The sequence below is a fragment of the Psychromarinibacter sp. S121 genome (genome assembly GCF_049801035.1).
Lineage (GTDB): Bacteria > Pseudomonadota > Alphaproteobacteria > Rhodobacterales > Rhodobacteraceae > Psychromarinibacter.
In genome coordinates, this window is record NZ_JBNAGE010000001.1 from 1,428,934 (window position 1) to 1,444,061 (window position 15,128).

The following is a 15,128-nucleotide window of genomic DNA, read 5'->3' on the forward strand; positions in this document are numbered from 1 at the left end:
CGGTTCGAAATGGCGTTGCCGGGACACTAGCGGCGGTGAATGGCTTTCGGTAGCCCTGTCAACGGGTTCAGGCGGGTTCTTGCGAGTTCGTGATCGCGTCGGGGCGGACCGGGCGCGCGCCCTGGCCGGGAACATCGGGCTGGTGGGTTTCAGCCTTCGGGCAGGAATGCTAACCCGCTGTGGAACCGATGCCGGAGATCCGCGTGCCCAGCGACGACGTGAAAACCCAGTACGAGGTCTATCCCTATCCCGACCGCGATCCGGCGGACGAGGCGTCGCGGCTGATTACCGGCTCGCCCTCGTGGCCGCAGGAGATGGACCATTGGCTGTGGGGCGGCGCGCGGGACTGGTCGAAACCGCTGAAGGCACTGGTCGCGGGGGGCGGCACCGGCGATGGGCTGATCCAGCTGGCGCAGCTTCTGACCTCTGCCGGGCGGCCCTATGAGATCACCTATGTCGACCTGAGCGCGGCGGCGCGGAAGATCGCCGAGGCGCGGGCGCAGGCGCGCGGGCTGACGGGCATCCGGTTCGTGACCGGCTCGCTGTTGGACGCGCCGGACCTCGGCCGGTTCGACTATATCGACAGTTGCGGGGTGCTGCATCATCTGCCGGAACCGGACGAAGGCTTCGCGGCTTTGTCGGCGGCGCTGGCCGATGGTGGCGGCATGGGGCTGATGGTCTATGCGCCATTGGGGCGGTCGGGGGTCTATCCGCTGCAATCCGCATTCAATACGCTGTACAAGGGTCTGCCACCAAAGCAAAAACTGGCGATGGCGAAAGATCTGTTCACCCGGCTGCCCGAGGGCCACCCGTTCCGCCGCAACCCGCATCTTGTCGACCACGAACAAAGCGATGCGGGGTTTTACGACCTGCTGCTGCACAGCACGGACCGGCCTTACACGATCAGCGACTTCGCCGCCGCGCTTGAGCGCGCGCGGCTGGACCTGGCCGGGGTGCCCGAGCCCGCGCTTTATGATCCCGCGCGGCTGCTGCCGAAGGACCAGACGCTGCCCGAGGGTCTGACCGAGGTCGAGCGGATGCAGATCGCCGAAGACCTGCGCGGCACGTTCAAGACCCACGTCGTCTATGCCGTGAAACAGGGCGCGCGGGTCGCGCCGCCGATGGGCAAGGCCTTTGCCGTGCCGCATATCCGGGGTGCCGATCCCCGGCGCATCGCAAGGGCCGTGGCGCAGGACGGGCAGTTGCGGGTCACGGCGGGGGGCGAGAAGCACGCGTTGCGCATCAACCGGCAGGCCGCGCCGCTGATCGCCGCCGTCGATGGCCGCCGTCCCCTGTCCGTCATTGCCCAAGGCTGCCGCCTTGACCCGATCCGCTTTGCCGGGCTGTGGGGCCCGGTCGAGAAAGCGCTTAGCGGCTTCGGCCAGCTTCACTATTCCACACTTCTGTCCGGACCCCGTGCATGACCTACCAGCCCGAGCCGATCCTTCAGTCCCGCCTGTCCTATGCGCCGTGGCTTAGCCCGCAGGGGCATCGGCTTCCCGGCACCGACCGCTGCCCGCCCGAGCTGTGGCTTTGGGCGGACGAGGCCCTGGCGCCGCAAATGGCGCTGCGCGACCGGTTGCTGCGGGAGTGTCCGCAGGATGTGGTCGCGATGCTGCCGGAAGCCGAAGACGCGGCGGGCGAATTGCTGGACGAGGTGGTTGGCTGGCTGCGCGACCGGCCCGGCTATGTCGTGGGCAGGGATACGGTGACACGGCCCGACGGGGTGTTGGTCGAGATCGACTACGACCAGCCGATGCACGCGGTGGCGCGAATGGTGCAGTCGGACCTCTGTATCCTGCAAAAACAGGGTGACGAGCATGTGCTGACCGCCGCCGCGCTGTGTTTTCCGGCGCACTGGAGCCTGCATGAGAAGCTGGGGCAGCCGATGGTGCTGATTCACCAACGGATCGAACCCTATGACGAGACGGTCGCGCGCCGGGTGCAGCGGCTGTTCGACGGCTTGCGGGTCGAGGCGCCTTTGGTGCGCTCCAACTGTCTGCCGGATACCAATTTCGAGCTGTTCCAGTCAGGGCGGAAACCGTCCGGCTTCCAACGAAAGGGCGACGGCGCCCGTTTTGTCCGGCTGGAGCGTCAGACGCTTCGCCGCATCCCCGTTTCGGGCGCCGTCGTTTTCGCCATCCACACCACAATGGTGCGCCCGGATGAGCTCGACCCGTCGGAACGGGCCGATATGGACCGCCATCTGGCGGCCCGGCAAGCGTCCTAAGTGATCGCCTGAAGAATAAGGGGCATCGTGCAGATGCCCGCAGCCGCGGTCGAGCACGCCATCGTCGCGCCGCGCATCATGTTCTGCCCGTTGCGTTTTGCCATTTCGATCGCGGCGAGGGCCGGGGGCGCGATGCGCTCGATCTCGGCGCTCATGCGGTCCAGCACGGACACCCGTTCAGAGGTGCGGTGTGCGCCCTGCACGATCTGGGTCTGGATATAGGTCATCGCGCGGGCTTCGATGCCGTGCTTCTCGTCCACGCGCTGCTCGGCGGCGCGGATCGCGTCGATGCCATCGTCCAGGGTGGGAAGCTGCGCGACGCCGAACAGGCCGGCCCGCTTGAATTCCTCGCCTGCGTAAAGGGTGTCGTCCTCGCACCAGAAGACCAGCGCGGCATCCTCGGCCTCGTTCAGGTACTCGGTGACCTGCCAGCACAGCGCTTCCTTGGTCTCGTCACGGGCGTCGCATTGCGGCAGGTCCTGTCCGGGACGCTCTGCCACCAGCACGGTGATCGAGTGGGTGTGCGAGGTGAGGCGGGCGAGGATCTGGGTTTCCTGCAGCATCGCCGCCGGCGGGCGCGCCGCGTCGAGGAAGTGCGAAACTTCCAGCGGGCGGTCGCAGGCGGCCAGCAGAACCTGAATTTCGCCGCAGTCAAACAGAAGATAGGAGGGGTCGCGCGTGTCGATCCGTTTCGAAGGCAGGTCATGCGCTTCGAAGATTGTCGTCAGGTCCTCGACAAGCCGGGTCGCGTCATTGGTGACGGGGGCCCCGAACAGCAGGCTGGATTCGAATGTGACAGGTTTCGCGTCCATGGTGAGTTTCCTTTGACGTCCTATCCAAAAGTATAGGTTGGGAAATGTGCCCAGATTGCGGCAGCAGATTGGTTGCAGCGTGAAATTCCGCGCAATCGGGGGTTGAAAAAACCCTTCAGGTCACTGATTTCGTTCGGTATGCGGAAGACAGGCCCCGAGTCGGTCCATCGGACGCTCCAAGCCGAAACGAACGGGATAAAGCAGTATTTGGCAGTCCCGAAACGGATTCTCTGAGCACGTTAACCTTTGATCGCAAAACAAAGCCACGTTCTTCGCCCCATTAATTCCACACTTGTTGAGTATCAGTGAACAACGGACCCGATTTGGGGGGACTGAGAGCAAAATGAGAAAGACGCACACAGAAGCCCGCATCATGTACAAGGGAAAGGAAAATGTCCTTGCCCGTGTCGATCATGTTGCGCTCGCCGCGCTCGAGCGTCGCTTGGGAATCACTGTCGAGGAAATGGCCGAGGTCGAGGACAGCCAGCTTGTCATGACCGCGCCCGATCTGCGCGCCTACATCTCATTCTCGCCACGCCCCTTCGCGCTTAACCGGTTCCGTGGCGTGACCCGCCCGCCCGAGGACGAGGCCAAGCGGCGCGAGGTGCTGCGGCGTCTGGCGACGCATGAAAGCATTCTCAGCGTGGTGATCGTCGACCGGAAGGGCCGCGAGCCCGCGGCGGCCGGGCTGAAGATGCGCCTGACTTGGGAAATCGTGGACTACATCCTGTCGCTCGCCCCGGCGGACCTTGTCCTGTGTCCGGGTCTTGACCGGCTGATGACCGGCGAAGAGGCGGTGGGCTGGCTGAACGACATCGGCGACCGCGTGCCGCAGTTCAATCTCGGCGGTGACAGCGAACGCCAGTGGCGCAAGGAAATCTTCCTGCACGATCCGGAACTCTCGGCCCAGGCGTCGGCCTGGCTGCGTCACGAGGACGAGGAGAACGAGGAAGAGGAAGAGATCATCGGCGCCGCCCTGCGCGCCTTCCTCGATGACGATCCGGCGCCGGGACGCCATCACCTGTGCGACACGCCCGCCGGGCGGTCCGCGCTGTACGTGATGAGCCTGACGATCGGTCTGTTCGCGCTGCCCCTGGGCGCGGCAGCGTTGTCCTACAACGCCTTGTCGGGCGGCAGCGTGCGGATGACAGCCTACGCGATGGCGGCGACGGGACTGGGATCGGCGCTGGAAACAGCGCAGGTCTCGCAGACGCTGGCGACCTTCACCGGGTTCTTCTAAGCCCGGTCAGCCGTCCCGCGCCAGCGGGTGATGGTCCAGCACCAGCTCTTTCAGCCGTTCGTCCAGCACGTGCGTGTAAATCTCGGTCGTGGACACGTCTGCGTGGCCCAGAAGCGTCTGGATCGACACCAGATCGGCCCCGTTCGCCAGCAGATGCGTCGCGAAGGCGTGGCGCAGCGTGTGGGGCGTGACCTTGTCGGGCGACACGCCGCCCGCAACGGCCAGTTCCTTGATCAGCATGTAGAATCTGTGCCGCGTCAGGTGGCCGGACTTGCCGCGCGACGGGAACAGGAACCCCGAGGCCGAGCCGCCCTTCAGGCGTGCCTCTTCCTCCTGTTCGTCGCGCTGGCCCAGCCATGCCCGCAGCGCGTCGCGGGCGGGCGGCGACAGCGGCACCATGCGTTCTTTGCCGCCCTTGCCCTTCACCAGCAGCATGCGCGGATCGCCGCGCGCCGCCGAGACGGGCAGGGTGACCAGTTCCGACACCCGCATCCCGGTCGCGTAGAGCAGTTCCAGCAGGCAGGTGTTGCGCAGACGGTCGGATTTCGACCGTCCGTGTTCCTGCGCCGCGCCAAGCAGCGCGTCGATCTCGGGCACCGACAGCGTCTTGGGCAGCTTCGCGTCGCGGCCCGGACCCTTGATCTGGATCGCCGGGTTCTCGGTGCGCCAGCCTTCCTCGAAGGCGAAGCGGTACAACTGGCGGATCGCCGACAGCCGCCGGGCGCGGGTCGATCGCGCCAGACCCTGCGCGTCGCAGAACACGAGGTAATCCTCGATATCGGCGCGGGAGGCGGTGGAATATTCCAACTGGCGCGTCTCAAGCCAGCCGCCGAAGTCCTTCAGGTCGCGGGCATAGGCCAGCTGGGTGTTGGTGGCCGCATCCAGTTCAGCGGCCTGCGCCTCGAGAAAGGTCTGGACCCAGTACCGCGTCATGCTTCCTCGACAAGGATCATCGTCTGCAACGCAAAGCGGCGGGCGGTGTCCTCCAGCCCCACGGCGCGGAACAGGGCGATGGCTTCAGACAGCTTCTCGAGATCGCCGGCGGCGCCGTCGGCGGCCATGCGGATCGCGCGCAGGATCGCCTCGCCAAGATTGCCGCGCTGCACCAGCGGCACCAGCCGTTCGGGCGGCTGCGTCGCGCGGAAGCCATCGGCGATGGCCGCGGCGGTGGCGTCGGGCGGCGCGACCACCGACAGGTCTCCGCGCGCGACGGCCTTCAGGAACTGCTCGCGCGGGTCCTGCGTCTGCCGGGCCTGCGCGACCGCCTCGTAGCCATCGGACAGAAGCCCCATCTCGAAGGCGATATGGCCGGCCTGACCTTCAAGCTCGTGCTCCGCCAGCGCGTCGGCGTAGATCCGGGCGAAGACCGGACGCAGCGCGGCGTCCTCCAGCGTGGTCCACATCGCGACCAGCGCCTCGGCTACGCCCTCGCCGGTTTCGCTGTCCAATGCGGCGTCCAGCTTCTGCACGGCGGCCACGCGGTCCCAGACACCGCCCGAGGCGGCGGGCTTGCGCTCGGTATAAAGGCCAAGCAGGTGGTTCACGTCGATGGCACCCGAGCGGGCAAGGCGCTCGGCGGCCTCAAGCTGCGATTTCCAGCCGCTGGCCAGTTGCAGGTCGGCGCGGGCGAAGGGCAGGGGCAGGATATTGGTCGGGATCGGCTCGCCCACCGCTTCGTACAGGCGGTAGACCAGCGGGGTCGGACGGGCAGGCGGCGCAAGCTCTGGGGCGTCGGCGAAGGTCTCGGGGTCAAGGTAGCGGGCGAGGATCGCGTCCTCGGCCCCCGTCAGTTCCCCCAGCGCGCGCCCGGTCGCCAGCGTCACCGCGGCCGCCTGCCAGTCGCCGTTGCGGGCCAGGCAGAACACCGACGCCGCCAGCGAGGGCGACAGGTCGGGTGCATTGGCCATCAACTGACAGGCCGCGTCCTCGGTACCGATCAGCAGACTGGCGTCGAAATAGCGGGAAAACGTCTCGGGGTCGGTCGGACCGGCGCGTTCCAGAAGCGCCAGCGCCTGTTCCACCGCACCGATCGAGATCAGCGTGTCGACGCGGGCAAGGAACAGCGCGTTGGACGGATCGCTGTCGGCGGGCGGGTCGAGTTCCGCCAGCAGCAGCCGCAACAGCAGTTCCTGAAGCGCGGGCAACTGGCCGCCCTGCAATGCCTTGAACCCGGCGGCGAGGTCGGCAGAGGCGCTGTTGCCCCACAAATCGCGCGGCAGGCCGGTGACGGAAACCGGCAACAGCCCGACGGCATCGGTTTTCACCGCGCCCAGCGGCGTGACCGAGATCGCCTCGACCCCAGCGTTGTCGGTGGTCGACGGTTCGGGCGGCAGATCCAGACGGGACGAATCGTCAAGGCTGTCGGACAGCCAGTCGATCGCAGACATCGGCCCGCCTCCGGGCGCGGTCTGGGCCGTGGCCGGGCTTCCGGCGGCCAACATCAGCACCAGCCCGAGGGCCGTTGCGGTCGAAGTGCTATGCCCCATCCAGAATCACCGGCTGACTTATGTCCTCCTGCGTCGGGCTCATGTCGCCGAGATAGGCATACCCCGCCAGTCCGATCGCACCCAGCACCACGAGGATCAGGATGAGTTTGAACAGTGTCTTCATGGGGTCTCTGCCTTGTTTCGCCGTTCTCGGTCGCGGCCGCGCCGGATTTATATATGGCATTTCCCGGCATGACACGCCATTCAGTCCTGCGAAACGTGATTTGGGCAGGTGTGTGCCGTTTTGAAGTATCGGCTGAAGAAGACCGTCGTGCTGGTGGGGATGATGGGATCGGGGAAAACCGCTGTTGGACAGGCGCTGGCGCGCCTTCTGGGGGTGCCGTTTCTTGATTCCGACAACGAGATCACCGTCGCCGCGAACCTTACGATTCCCGAAATCTTCGAACGCTACGGCGAGCCGTTCTTCCGGCAGAAGGAAAGTCAGGTCATCTCGCGCCTACTGGAAGGCGGCCCGGCGATCCTGTCGACCGGCGGCGGGGCGTATCTGTCCGGCGACAATCGCGAAATGATCTCGGCCCGTGGCGTGGCGGTCTGGCTGCGCGCGGACCTCGACCTTTTGTGGAACCGGGTGCGCCACAAGAACACGCGGCCCTTGCTGCGTACCGCCGATCCCTACCGGACGCTGGCCGACCTGTGCGAGCGTCGGCAGCCCTATTACTCGAAGGCCGACCTCGTGGCCGACGCACGGGCGGATTACGCGATCGAGGAAATGGCGCAGAAGGTGGCCGAGGTGCTGGCCTCGCGCCCGGACGTGCTGGAGGTGAAGGAATGACCGAGACGGTTCGGGTGGAACTGGGCGACCGCTCTTATGACGTGCGGATTGGCGAGGGGCTGATTGCCGGCGCGGCGGCCGAGATCGCGCCGCTGCTTGCGCGGCCCCGCGTCGCCATCGTGACGGATGAAACGGTGGCGCGTCTGCACCTTGGGCCGTTGCAAGAGGCGTTGAAGGCCGGCGGCATCGACAGCGTGGCGCTGGAGCTTCCGGCGGGCGAGGCGACGAAGGGCTGGCCGCAGTTCACCCGCACCGTCGAGTGGCTGCTGGAGCAGAAGGTCGAACGCCGCGACATCGTGGTCGCCCTTGGGGGCGGCGTGATCGGCGACCTTGCGGGCTTCGCGGCGGCGGTGCTGCGGCGGGGCGTGCGCTTTGTGCAGATCCCGACGTCGCTTCTGGCGCAGGTCGACAGCTCGGTTGGCGGAAAGACCGGGATTAACGCGCCGCAGGGCAAGAACCTGATCGGCGCCTTCCACCAGCCCGCGCTGGTGCTGGCCGACATCGGGGTGCTGGGCACGCTGACGCCGCGCGACTTCCTTGCGGGCTACGGCGAGGTGGTGAAGTACGGGATGCTTGGGGACGCCGCGTTCTTCGACTGGCTGGAATCCAACGGCCCGGCGCTGGCCGCCGGAGACGTGGCGCTGCGGACGAAGGCGGTGCGGCGCTCGGTCGAGATGAAGGCCGAGATCGTCGCGCGCGACGAGACCGAACAGGGCGACCGGGCGCTTTTGAACCTCGGCCACACGTTCTGTCATGCGCTGGAGTCCGCGACGGGCTATTCCGACCGGTTGTTGCACGGTGAGGGCGTCGCGATCGGATGCGCGCTGGCCTTCGAGACCTCGGCCCGCATGGGGCTATGCTCGCAGGAGACGCCCAGCCGGGTGCGGGCGCATCTGCGGGACATGGGCATGAAGGTGGATCTAGCCGACATTCCCGGCGATCTGCCGGATGCCGACGGGCTTCTGGACCTGATGGGGCAGGACAAGAAGGTGGTCGACGGCCGCCTGCGCTTCATCCTTGCGCGCGGCATCGGAGAGGCCTTCGTGACCTCGGACGTCGACCGCGACCTTGTCAAAGGCGTGCTGGCCGAGGCGCTGGCCGCCCGCTGAGGGCGACCAGCCGGTCGGATCAGGCGGTAACCGCGCTGCGCGACTTCATCGAGGCGTCGAGGCTCCATGCGCCGGCGCCCGCAAAGACGAAGTACAGGAACGCGAAGCAGTACATGATCGCCAGTTCGCCGCCGTTCAGGATCGGCATGAAGCCGGCGGGCGCGTGAAAGCCCCAGTAGGCATAGGCCATCATGCCCGACAGGATGAAGGCCACCGGCCGGGTGAACAGGCCGAGGATGATCAGGATCCCGCCGACAAGTTCGAGAAGGCCGCCGACGCCCATCAGGCTGGCAAGCGGCGGCTGGCCCATTTCGCTGGCGGGGAAACCAAGGATTTTCTGGGTGCCGTGCTGGAGGAACAGCAGGCCGGTGATGATGCGGAAGATGGACAGGACGCGGGGCGCCTGTGCGTTCAGGATGTTCATGATGTCGTCTCTTCACGTTGCTCGGTGCCGCATCGCGCGGCCTGCGGCAAACCTAGTGCAGTTCGTTTCGTGGAAATACGCACGTGACCGCGCAGTCGCCGTGCGCAGGCGATCAGAACCCCGGTCGCGCGGTCAACTGTCCAGCGCGATGGCGGTGAACAGCAGGACGAAGCCGATCTCGGTGTAAAGCGACAGCCCAGCCATCGCCGAGATCAGCGGATTGCCGGTCATGTCGGGCGTGGTCAGCACGATCAGGCAAATCCCGGCAGAGATGCCGAACACGGCAAGTGACAGTGACAACAGGCTGCGGCGCTGCACCACGGCCAGAACCGCAAGCGCGGCGAGGATCATGCCGAAAGAGGTGACTGGCGACATCCTGTCGCCAACGCGGCTTTCGGAAGGGATCAGAAAACTCAGCCCGTCCGCATGCCCCCACAGGATCGCGGCATAGTTCGCGACGGCCAAGGCCAGTGTCGTCAGCGCAAGCGCATTGGAAACGACTTGGTCCCGCTGGCCTCCCGCGCGATGGATCATCAGCGCAAGTCCCAGCATCACAAACGAGAATGCCGTCAGTGGAACCAGCGACGCGGCCTCGCGGGTCGGACGTACAAGCTGCCAAATGTCACCCAGCCACCCGAATGCATAGATCAGACCCGCGCCGAGCGTCAGGCAGCCCGCCAAGGCCGGCGCTATCCAGCCGAACCGAACACTGTTTGCCTCGGATTCGTCGAGGGGGTCGTTCAATGGCATTTGGGGGTCTCCGTGGCGCGACTTGTACACTAGCATCACTACGCGGCAAGAAAAGACCCAAGTTCAATGTTATCAATATGATAATAGATGTGCATCACATTGAATCTCCTATCAAAAGGGAAATCGAATGCCCCTACATGATGGGTCCTAAATTTGCGCGCTTGCGCAAAGAAAATGGCCAGAGCGCGAACTGCGATCTGGCCATTCAACGTATCGTTTTGCGGGCGGTGCCCGATGCGCTTCCGCGCGGTGGGCGTGTCTTAGAACGGGATCTCGTCGTCGATGTCGCCCGCCGGGGTCGGGCCGCCATAGCCGCCGCCACCGCCGCCGCCCTGGCTGCCGCCGCCATAGCCGCCACCGGACGAGCCGCCGCCATAGCCGCCGCGGTCGTCGTAACCGCCGCCGCCACCGCCGCCTTCGCCGCGACCGTCAAGCATGGTCAGCACACCGTCATAACCCTGAAGCACGACCTCGGTCGAATAGCGGTCCTGACCGGACTGGTCCTGCCACTTCCGGGTCTGAAGCTTGCCCTCGATATAAACCTTCGAGCCCTTGCGCAGGTACTGCTCGGCGATCCGCACCAGCCCTTCCTGGAAGATCGCGACCGAGTGCCACTCGGTCCGTTCGCGGCGTTCGCCGGTGTTGCGGTCTTTCCAGGTTTCCGAGGTGGCGATGCGCAGGTTGCAGACCTTGCCGCCGTTCTGGAAATTCCGGACCTCGGGATCGCGCCCCAAGTTGCCAATCAGGATTACCTTGTTCACGGAACCGGCCATGCACAGCGTCCTTTCGTCGAATCCGATGTCGTCGGAAGCCTTGTTAGACCACCCGTCCAGTGTGAACAAATTGTTAATCCGGGCCCGGGGACGCAAGGGGTCGGCGGGCTCTTGCGCGCCGGAAGGGGGCGGACGCTGGCGGGGCTGGCGGATCGGCGGGAATTCGCTAAACTGTGCGGCAGAATTTAAAGGGACAGTCAGATGCGAATTTTCTGGGGGAGCATCTGCGCCGCCGCCATGTTCGGCGCAGGGGCTGCATCGGCCGAGGGCCTGAATTTCTCGTCGAAGAACCGTTTGGGGCTGTTCAGCTCGCAGACCAGCGTTCTCGATAACCGTGCGGCGACGCAGTACAAGAACTCGGTCCGGTTCCAGCCGAAGACCTTCGAGGAAGACACGTCGAGCGCTCCGGCCTTCACCGGCAAGTACTCGGGTCCTTACCTCGACATGGCGCGCGCTGCCGCCCGCAAGCACGGCGTGCCCGAAGACCTGTTCCTGCGGCTCGTGCAGCAGGAATCGGGCTGGAACCCGTCGATCGAGTCACACAAGGGCGCTTACGGTCTTGCACAGCTGATGCCCGCCACGGCGCGGACGCTGGGCGTGGATCACACCGACCCGGTGCAGAACCTCGACGGTGGCGCGCGCTATCTCAAGATGCAGTACGACCGCTTCGGGTCGTGGCGCCTTGCGCTTGCGGCCTATAACGCCGGTCCGGAGGCGGTCGAGAAATACGACGGCGTGCCGCCCTATGCCGAGACGACGAACTACGTAAAGGTCATCTGGGGCCACTAGGCCGCGCGCGGTCGGCTGCGCCTGACCCGGAAACCGCCGTCTTGGCGGCCGGGCAGGGGCCGGACCCCATCGGAGCCCGCTCTTGCGCTCGACGAAAACCATTCATGTCATCTCTGCCCATGCCGAAGGCGAGGTGGGCGACGTCATCGTCGGTGGCGTGCTGCCGCCGCCGGGCGACACCGTCTGGGAGCAAAGCCGGTGGATCGCCCGCGACGGAACCCTTCGCAATTTCATGCTGAATGAACCGCGCGGCGGCGTTTTCCGGCACGTGAACCTGCTGGTGCCGCCAAAGCACCCCGAGGCGCAGGCCGCGTGGATCATCATGGAACCGGAAGATACGCCGCCGATGTCCGGCTCGAACTCGATCTGCGTGGCCACGGTGCTGCTGGATGGCGGGCTGGTCCCGATGGAAGAGCCCGTGACCCACATGGTTCTGGAAGCCCCGGGCGGCCTTGTCCGGGTGCGGGCGGATTGCCGCGATGGCAAGGCCCAGCGCATTCATGTCCGGAACGTCCCGTCCTTCGCGGCGGAACTGGACCGGAGCCTGGAGGTCGAGGGGATCGGGACCCTGAGCGTGGACACCGCTTATGGCGGAGACAGCTTCGTCGTCGTGGACGCCGCCAGGATGGGGTTCTCGCTGACCGAGGCCGAGGCGCATGACATCGCGACGCTGGGGGTCAGGATCACCAACGCGGCGAATGCGCAGATCGGGTTCGACCATCCCGAGAACCCGGACTGGCGGCACATCTCGTTCTGTCTGTTCGCCGGCCCGCTGGTCGAGGGCGCGGACGGTCTGGAAACCGGGGCCGCCGTCGCCATCCAGCCGGGCAAGGTGGACCGGTCACCGACCGGAACCGCGCTGTCCGCCCGCATGGCGCTGCTGCGCGCCCGGGGCGTGATGGGCGTCGGCGACCGCCTGACCGCCCGGTCGGTGATCGGGTCGACTTTTACCGGGACCATTCTGGAAGACACCACGGTCGAAGGACGGCCCGCGATCGTTCCCGAGATTTCCGGACGCGGCTGGATCACCGGCATCCATCAGCACATGCTCGACCCGTCCGACCCCTGGCCCGAAGGCTACCGGCTGTCCGACACCTGGGGCGCGCGCTGAAGGCGCCTGCACCCAACGTCTGTCCGGCATGTCCGCGCGCCGTTCTCGCATCGCTACGGAACAAACCCGCACCCGAAGGGTTCCCCATGGGAAGGGAGACATTCCGTGGCAAATTCCGATCTTTCGTGGTCCGTCCCGGTCATGCGCGCCGGGTACATCGGGCGGGGGCTGACCTATCTTGCGGTCGCGGGCGTCTCGCTCTGGACGATCTTTCATGGTGGCGAGGCGCAGGGGACTGGCGAGTCCCTTGCCGAGCTTGACGACAGCGGCGCGGGCACCGTGGTTCTGGTGCTGATCGCGCTGGGGCTGTTCGCGTACCTGCTGTGGCGGCTTGTCGATGCGTGGTGGGATCTCGAGGCCTACGGCTCGGGCGGCAAGGGCTTCATCGCGCGGACCGGGATGATTGTTACCGGCCTGATCCACGGCGCGCTTGGCGTCGCTGCCGTGTCGTTGATCTTCGGCTCGGGCGGCGAGGGCGGCGGATCGAAGATCGCCTTTTACACCGGGCAGGCGCTGGCGATGCCCTACGGCCGCTACCTTGTGGGGGCCATCGGGCTAATCACCATAGCGGCCGGGATTTTCTATGCCTACAAGGGGTTTGCCGAGAAGTACCGCGAGCATCTGCGCGGCAACAGCGTGACGCTTCACATGAACTGGGCACTGAAAGCGGGACTGATCGCACAGGGCGTGATCGTTGGCCTGATCGGCCTGTTCTTCACCCGCGCCGCGCTGTTCGGCGATCCCGAGCAGGCGGGCGGCATGGATCAGGTGTTCGAGTTCCTTGGCGCGCAGGTCTATGGCCAGATCATCGTGGCCGCCGTCTGCGTCGGGTTGCTGGGCTTCGCACTGTTCTGCTTCGTCAACGCCGGTTACCGCATCATCCCGCGCGTCGCGGATGACGGGATCGAGACGCTTGGAGCCAAGCTGAAATCCCTCAAGGACGAGGGCCAGCGCCGCGTCACCGCCTGAGCCGGCGCGCTCAGGCGGCCCGCTTGCTGCGGCAGTAACACGAGGCGCGGATCGGGATCTCGGCCCGCGCCTGCGCCCGGTTCAGCGCCTGCCGGATGTGCAGGATCTCTACCGTCTCGCCCCGACGTTGCAGGCATTCATGCAGGCCGTGAAGCGCCCAGACGTTCTGCGGGTTCTGCAATGGCCGGGGCAGGGTCGGGTCCAGCCCCAGATCGGCGCGATAGACGGCCTCGGCTTCCTCCCACTCGCCGGCCTCCAGCAACAGCGCGCCCAGCGCGTGACGCGAGGGCTGCGGCCAGGCCCAGGGTTCTTCGTACATCAGCCCGTCATCGCGGCGGACCGCCTCGCGCAGATGCTCCAGCCCTTCGGCGGTGCGCCCGGCCTTGAAGTCGATCTCGCCCTTCATCATCGCCTGCGCCACGCCCAGCACGTCGCGGGCGGTGTTCTGGAACAGCAGCCGTTCCTCGGGGATCGCCGCCAGCGCCGCGTCGAATTTCCGCCCCTCCGCCAGCGCCTCGTCATGCCGCCCGAGGTTCGCCAGCGCCACCGCGCGTGCGTACAGCACCAGCGCCTGCGTCACGGCGTAAAGCTTTGTGTCTGTGGGGATTTCCTCTTCAAGGATGTCCGCCCACATGCCGAACCGGATCAGCACGTGGGGCCGCGAGGCGACGAAGGTCTCGAACAGTTCGGGGTAGACGCGCACCACCTCGTCGGGCACTTCGGCCCGCAGGCGGCGGGCGGCGTCGAGTGCGCGGGTCGGCTGGGCAAGGAACATCGCGCCGTAGAGTTCGAAATGCAGGTTATGGATGCGGTAGAGCGCGTAGAAGTTCGCGCTGCCCGCGTGATCCACGTACTTTTGGTCCACCAGCGAAGCGGCGTAGTTCCGGGCCACCACGTTCTGAAAGTCGCCGCACAGCACGTCGATATGCGTCGCCATGTGGACAAGGTGACCTGCATCCGGCACCAGACCCGTCAGCCGGTCGCCATGCGGCAGCGCGAGTTCCGGGGTCGGCGACATCTCCATCAGGTGAATGTACATGTGCAGAAGGCCGGGGTGATCCCATGCCTCGGGGCTTTGAAACGCACGTTCCAGCACCGCCTTCGCCTCGCCGGTCGAGGCCTGTTCGGCGGGCGCGCCGGTCTTCAGCTCCCACAGTTGCCACGGCGTCCGGTTCATCAGCGCCTCGGCGAAGACGAAGGCGATGTCCAAATCGTCCGGATGCGCGGTGTAGACCGGTCGCATGGAAGCAGCGAAGCCATCGTTGAAGGGCTGGTAATCCTCGATGCCGGGGTCTTGCGGATAGCGGTCGGCCAGCGCCTCGACAAGCGCGCGCTCGGCCTGCGGCAGGTCCAGCGCCAGCGCCGAGGCAAGGGCGGCGTGGGCGCGGGCGAGGGCGGGGCCCTTCTCTTCCTCGGAGAAGACCTCCCACGGCTTGTTGTAGTTGGGGCCGATGGCATAGGCGATGCCCCAGTGCGCCAACCCGCAGCCGGGATCGGCGGCTATGGCATGCTCGAAACAGGTGATCGCTTCTTCGTGGTTGTAGCCGAACAGCCAGACCAGCCCCCGGTCGAACCATCGTTGGGCGTCGCTGTTGTCGGTCACTGGCCGGGAATAGGTCCCAAGATCGAACGGATAATCCAT

At 66.2% G+C, this 15,128-nt stretch carries 16 protein-coding genes; 8 read left to right on the forward strand and 8 right to left on the reverse strand.

Annotation, left to right across the window (positions count from 1 at the left end):
* The first annotated feature begins 203 nt into the window (after window positions 1-203).
* Entirely contained in the window at window positions 204-1,424 is a 1,221-nt protein-coding gene (locus ACP156_RS06930) for a class I SAM-dependent methyltransferase (protein ID WP_425050533.1), read from the forward strand.
* Entirely contained in the window at window positions 1,421-2,230 is an 810-nt protein-coding gene (locus ACP156_RS06935; protein ID WP_425050534.1) for a heme-dependent oxidative N-demethylase family protein, read from the forward strand. Before ACP156_RS06930 ends, ACP156_RS06935 begins: the two co-directional genes overlap by 4 nt.
* Here ACP156_RS06935 and ACP156_RS06940 read toward each other — a convergent pair.
* Complete coding sequence (locus ACP156_RS06940) at window positions 2,227-3,042, reverse strand: hypothetical protein (protein ID WP_425050535.1); 816 nt, start codon at window positions 3,040-3,042, stop codon at window positions 2,227-2,229. The genes ACP156_RS06935 and ACP156_RS06940 overlap by 4 nt on opposite strands.
* A 343-nt stretch (window positions 3,043-3,385) precedes the next feature.
* On the opposite strand from ACP156_RS06940, the gene ACP156_RS06945 reads away from it, so the two are divergent.
* A complete protein-coding gene (locus tag ACP156_RS06945) occupies window positions 3,386-4,282 on the forward strand; it encodes a hypothetical protein (protein WP_425050536.1) in 897 nt (298 codons plus the stop codon).
* 6 nt (window positions 4,283-4,288) lie between these two features.
* Here ACP156_RS06945 and ACP156_RS06950 read toward each other — a convergent pair whose 3' ends face one another.
* The 3 genes from ACP156_RS06950 to ACP156_RS06960 form a co-directional block, all read right to left on the reverse strand.
* A complete protein-coding gene (locus ACP156_RS06950; protein ID WP_425050537.1) occupies window positions 4,289-5,215 on the reverse strand; it encodes a site-specific tyrosine recombinase XerD in 927 nt (308 codons plus the stop codon).
* Complete coding sequence (locus tag ACP156_RS06955) at window positions 5,212-6,669, reverse strand: hypothetical protein (RefSeq protein ID WP_425050538.1); 1,458 nt, start codon at window positions 6,667-6,669, stop codon at window positions 5,212-5,214. Before ACP156_RS06955 ends, ACP156_RS06950 begins: the two co-directional genes overlap by 4 nt.
* An 88-nt stretch (window positions 6,670-6,757) precedes the next feature.
* The gene (locus ACP156_RS06960) at window positions 6,758-6,892 is read right to left on the reverse strand and encodes a hypothetical protein (RefSeq protein ID WP_425050539.1); all 135 of its coding nucleotides are present in this window, start codon (window positions 6,890-6,892) and stop codon (window positions 6,758-6,760) included.
* Between the two features lie 120 nt (window positions 6,893-7,012).
* On the opposite strand from ACP156_RS06960, the gene ACP156_RS06965 reads away from it, so the two are divergent.
* Both ACP156_RS06965 and aroB read left to right on the forward strand, forming a co-directional pair.
* Window positions 7,013-7,561, forward strand: coding sequence for a shikimate kinase (locus ACP156_RS06965; RefSeq protein ID WP_425050540.1), 549 nt, complete (start codon window positions 7,013-7,015; stop codon window positions 7,559-7,561).
* Entirely contained in the window at window positions 7,558-8,670 is a 1,113-nt protein-coding gene (gene aroB, locus ACP156_RS06970; protein WP_425050541.1) for a 3-dehydroquinate synthase, read from the forward strand. The genes ACP156_RS06965 and aroB overlap by 4 nt, the downstream gene beginning before the upstream one ends.
* A gap of 19 nt (window positions 8,671-8,689) precedes the next feature.
* On the opposite strand, the gene ACP156_RS06975 is transcribed toward aroB, so the two are convergent.
* The 3 genes from ACP156_RS06975 to ssb form a co-directional block, all read right to left on the reverse strand.
* Window positions 8,690-9,094, reverse strand: a complete 405-nt coding sequence (locus ACP156_RS06975; RefSeq protein WP_425050542.1) for a DoxX family protein — start codon at window positions 9,092-9,094, stop codon at window positions 8,690-8,692.
* Between the two features lie 132 nt (window positions 9,095-9,226).
* The gene (locus tag ACP156_RS06980; RefSeq protein ID WP_425050543.1) at window positions 9,227-9,844 is read right to left on the reverse strand and encodes a hypothetical protein; all 618 of its coding nucleotides are present in this window, start codon (window positions 9,842-9,844) and stop codon (window positions 9,227-9,229) included.
* A gap of 260 nt (window positions 9,845-10,104) precedes the next feature.
* Window positions 10,105-10,617, reverse strand: coding sequence for a single-stranded DNA-binding protein (gene ssb / locus ACP156_RS06985; protein WP_425050544.1), 513 nt, complete (start codon window positions 10,615-10,617; stop codon window positions 10,105-10,107).
* Window positions 10,618-10,818: 201 nt separating this feature from the next.
* Here ssb and ACP156_RS06990 point away from each other — a divergent pair, with 201 nt between their 5' ends.
* The 3 genes from ACP156_RS06990 (at window position 10,819) to ACP156_RS07000 (ending at window position 13,486) form a co-directional block, all read left to right on the forward strand.
* The gene (locus ACP156_RS06990; protein ID WP_425050545.1) at window positions 10,819-11,406 is read left to right on the forward strand and encodes a lytic transglycosylase domain-containing protein; all 588 of its coding nucleotides are present in this window, start codon (window positions 10,819-10,821) and stop codon (window positions 11,404-11,406) included.
* A gap of 82 nt (window positions 11,407-11,488) precedes the next feature.
* Complete coding sequence (locus tag ACP156_RS06995; RefSeq protein ID WP_425050546.1) at window positions 11,489-12,517, forward strand: trans-3-hydroxy-L-proline dehydratase; 1,029 nt, start codon at window positions 11,489-11,491, stop codon at window positions 12,515-12,517.
* A gap of 105 nt (window positions 12,518-12,622) precedes the next feature.
* The gene (locus tag ACP156_RS07000) at window positions 12,623-13,486 is read left to right on the forward strand and encodes a DUF1206 domain-containing protein (RefSeq protein ID WP_425050547.1); all 864 of its coding nucleotides are present in this window, start codon (window positions 12,623-12,625) and stop codon (window positions 13,484-13,486) included.
* A gap of 10 nt (window positions 13,487-13,496) precedes the next feature.
* Here ACP156_RS07000 and ACP156_RS07005 read toward each other — a convergent pair whose 3' ends face one another.
* Window positions 13,497-15,128, reverse strand: coding sequence for a tetratricopeptide repeat protein (locus ACP156_RS07005; RefSeq protein ID WP_425050548.1), 1,632 nt, complete (start codon window positions 15,126-15,128; stop codon window positions 13,497-13,499).

Coding starts and splice junctions, on each gene's coding strand:
- ACP156_RS06960 (WP_425050539.1), bottom strand. CDS start 6,892: ATGAAGACACTGTTCAAACTCATCCTGATCCTCGTGGTGCTGGGTGCG.
- aroB (WP_425050541.1), top strand. CDS start 7,558: ATGACCGAGACGGTTCGGGTGGAACTGGGCGACCGCTCTTATGACGTG.
- ACP156_RS06975 (WP_425050542.1), bottom strand. CDS start 9,094: ATGAACATCCTGAACGCACAGGCGCCCCGCGTCCTGTCCATCTTCCGC.
- ssb (WP_425050544.1), bottom strand. CDS start 10,617: ATGGCCGGTTCCGTGAACAAGGTAATCCTGATTGGCAACTTGGGGCGC.
- ACP156_RS06955 (WP_425050538.1), bottom strand. CDS start 6,669: ATGTCTGCGATCGACTGGCTGTCCGACAGCCTTGACGATTCGTCCCGT.
- ACP156_RS06935 (WP_425050534.1), top strand. CDS start 1,421: ATGACCTACCAGCCCGAGCCGATCCTTCAGTCCCGCCTGTCCTATGCG.
- ACP156_RS06990 (WP_425050545.1), top strand. CDS start 10,819: ATGCGAATTTTCTGGGGGAGCATCTGCGCCGCCGCCATGTTCGGCGCA.
- ACP156_RS06980 (WP_425050543.1), bottom strand. CDS start 9,844: ATGCCATTGAACGACCCCCTCGACGAATCCGAGGCAAACAGTGTTCGG.
- ACP156_RS06950 (WP_425050537.1), bottom strand. CDS start 5,215: ATGACGCGGTACTGGGTCCAGACCTTTCTCGAGGCGCAGGCCGCTGAA.
- ACP156_RS07005 (WP_425050548.1), bottom strand. CDS start 15,128: ATGGATTATCCGTTCGATCTTGGGACCTATTCCCGGCCAGTGACCGAC.
- ACP156_RS06945 (WP_425050536.1), top strand. CDS start 3,386: ATGAGAAAGACGCACACAGAAGCCCGCATCATGTACAAGGGAAAGGAA.
- ACP156_RS06940 (WP_425050535.1), bottom strand. CDS start 3,042: ATGGACGCGAAACCTGTCACATTCGAATCCAGCCTGCTGTTCGGGGCC.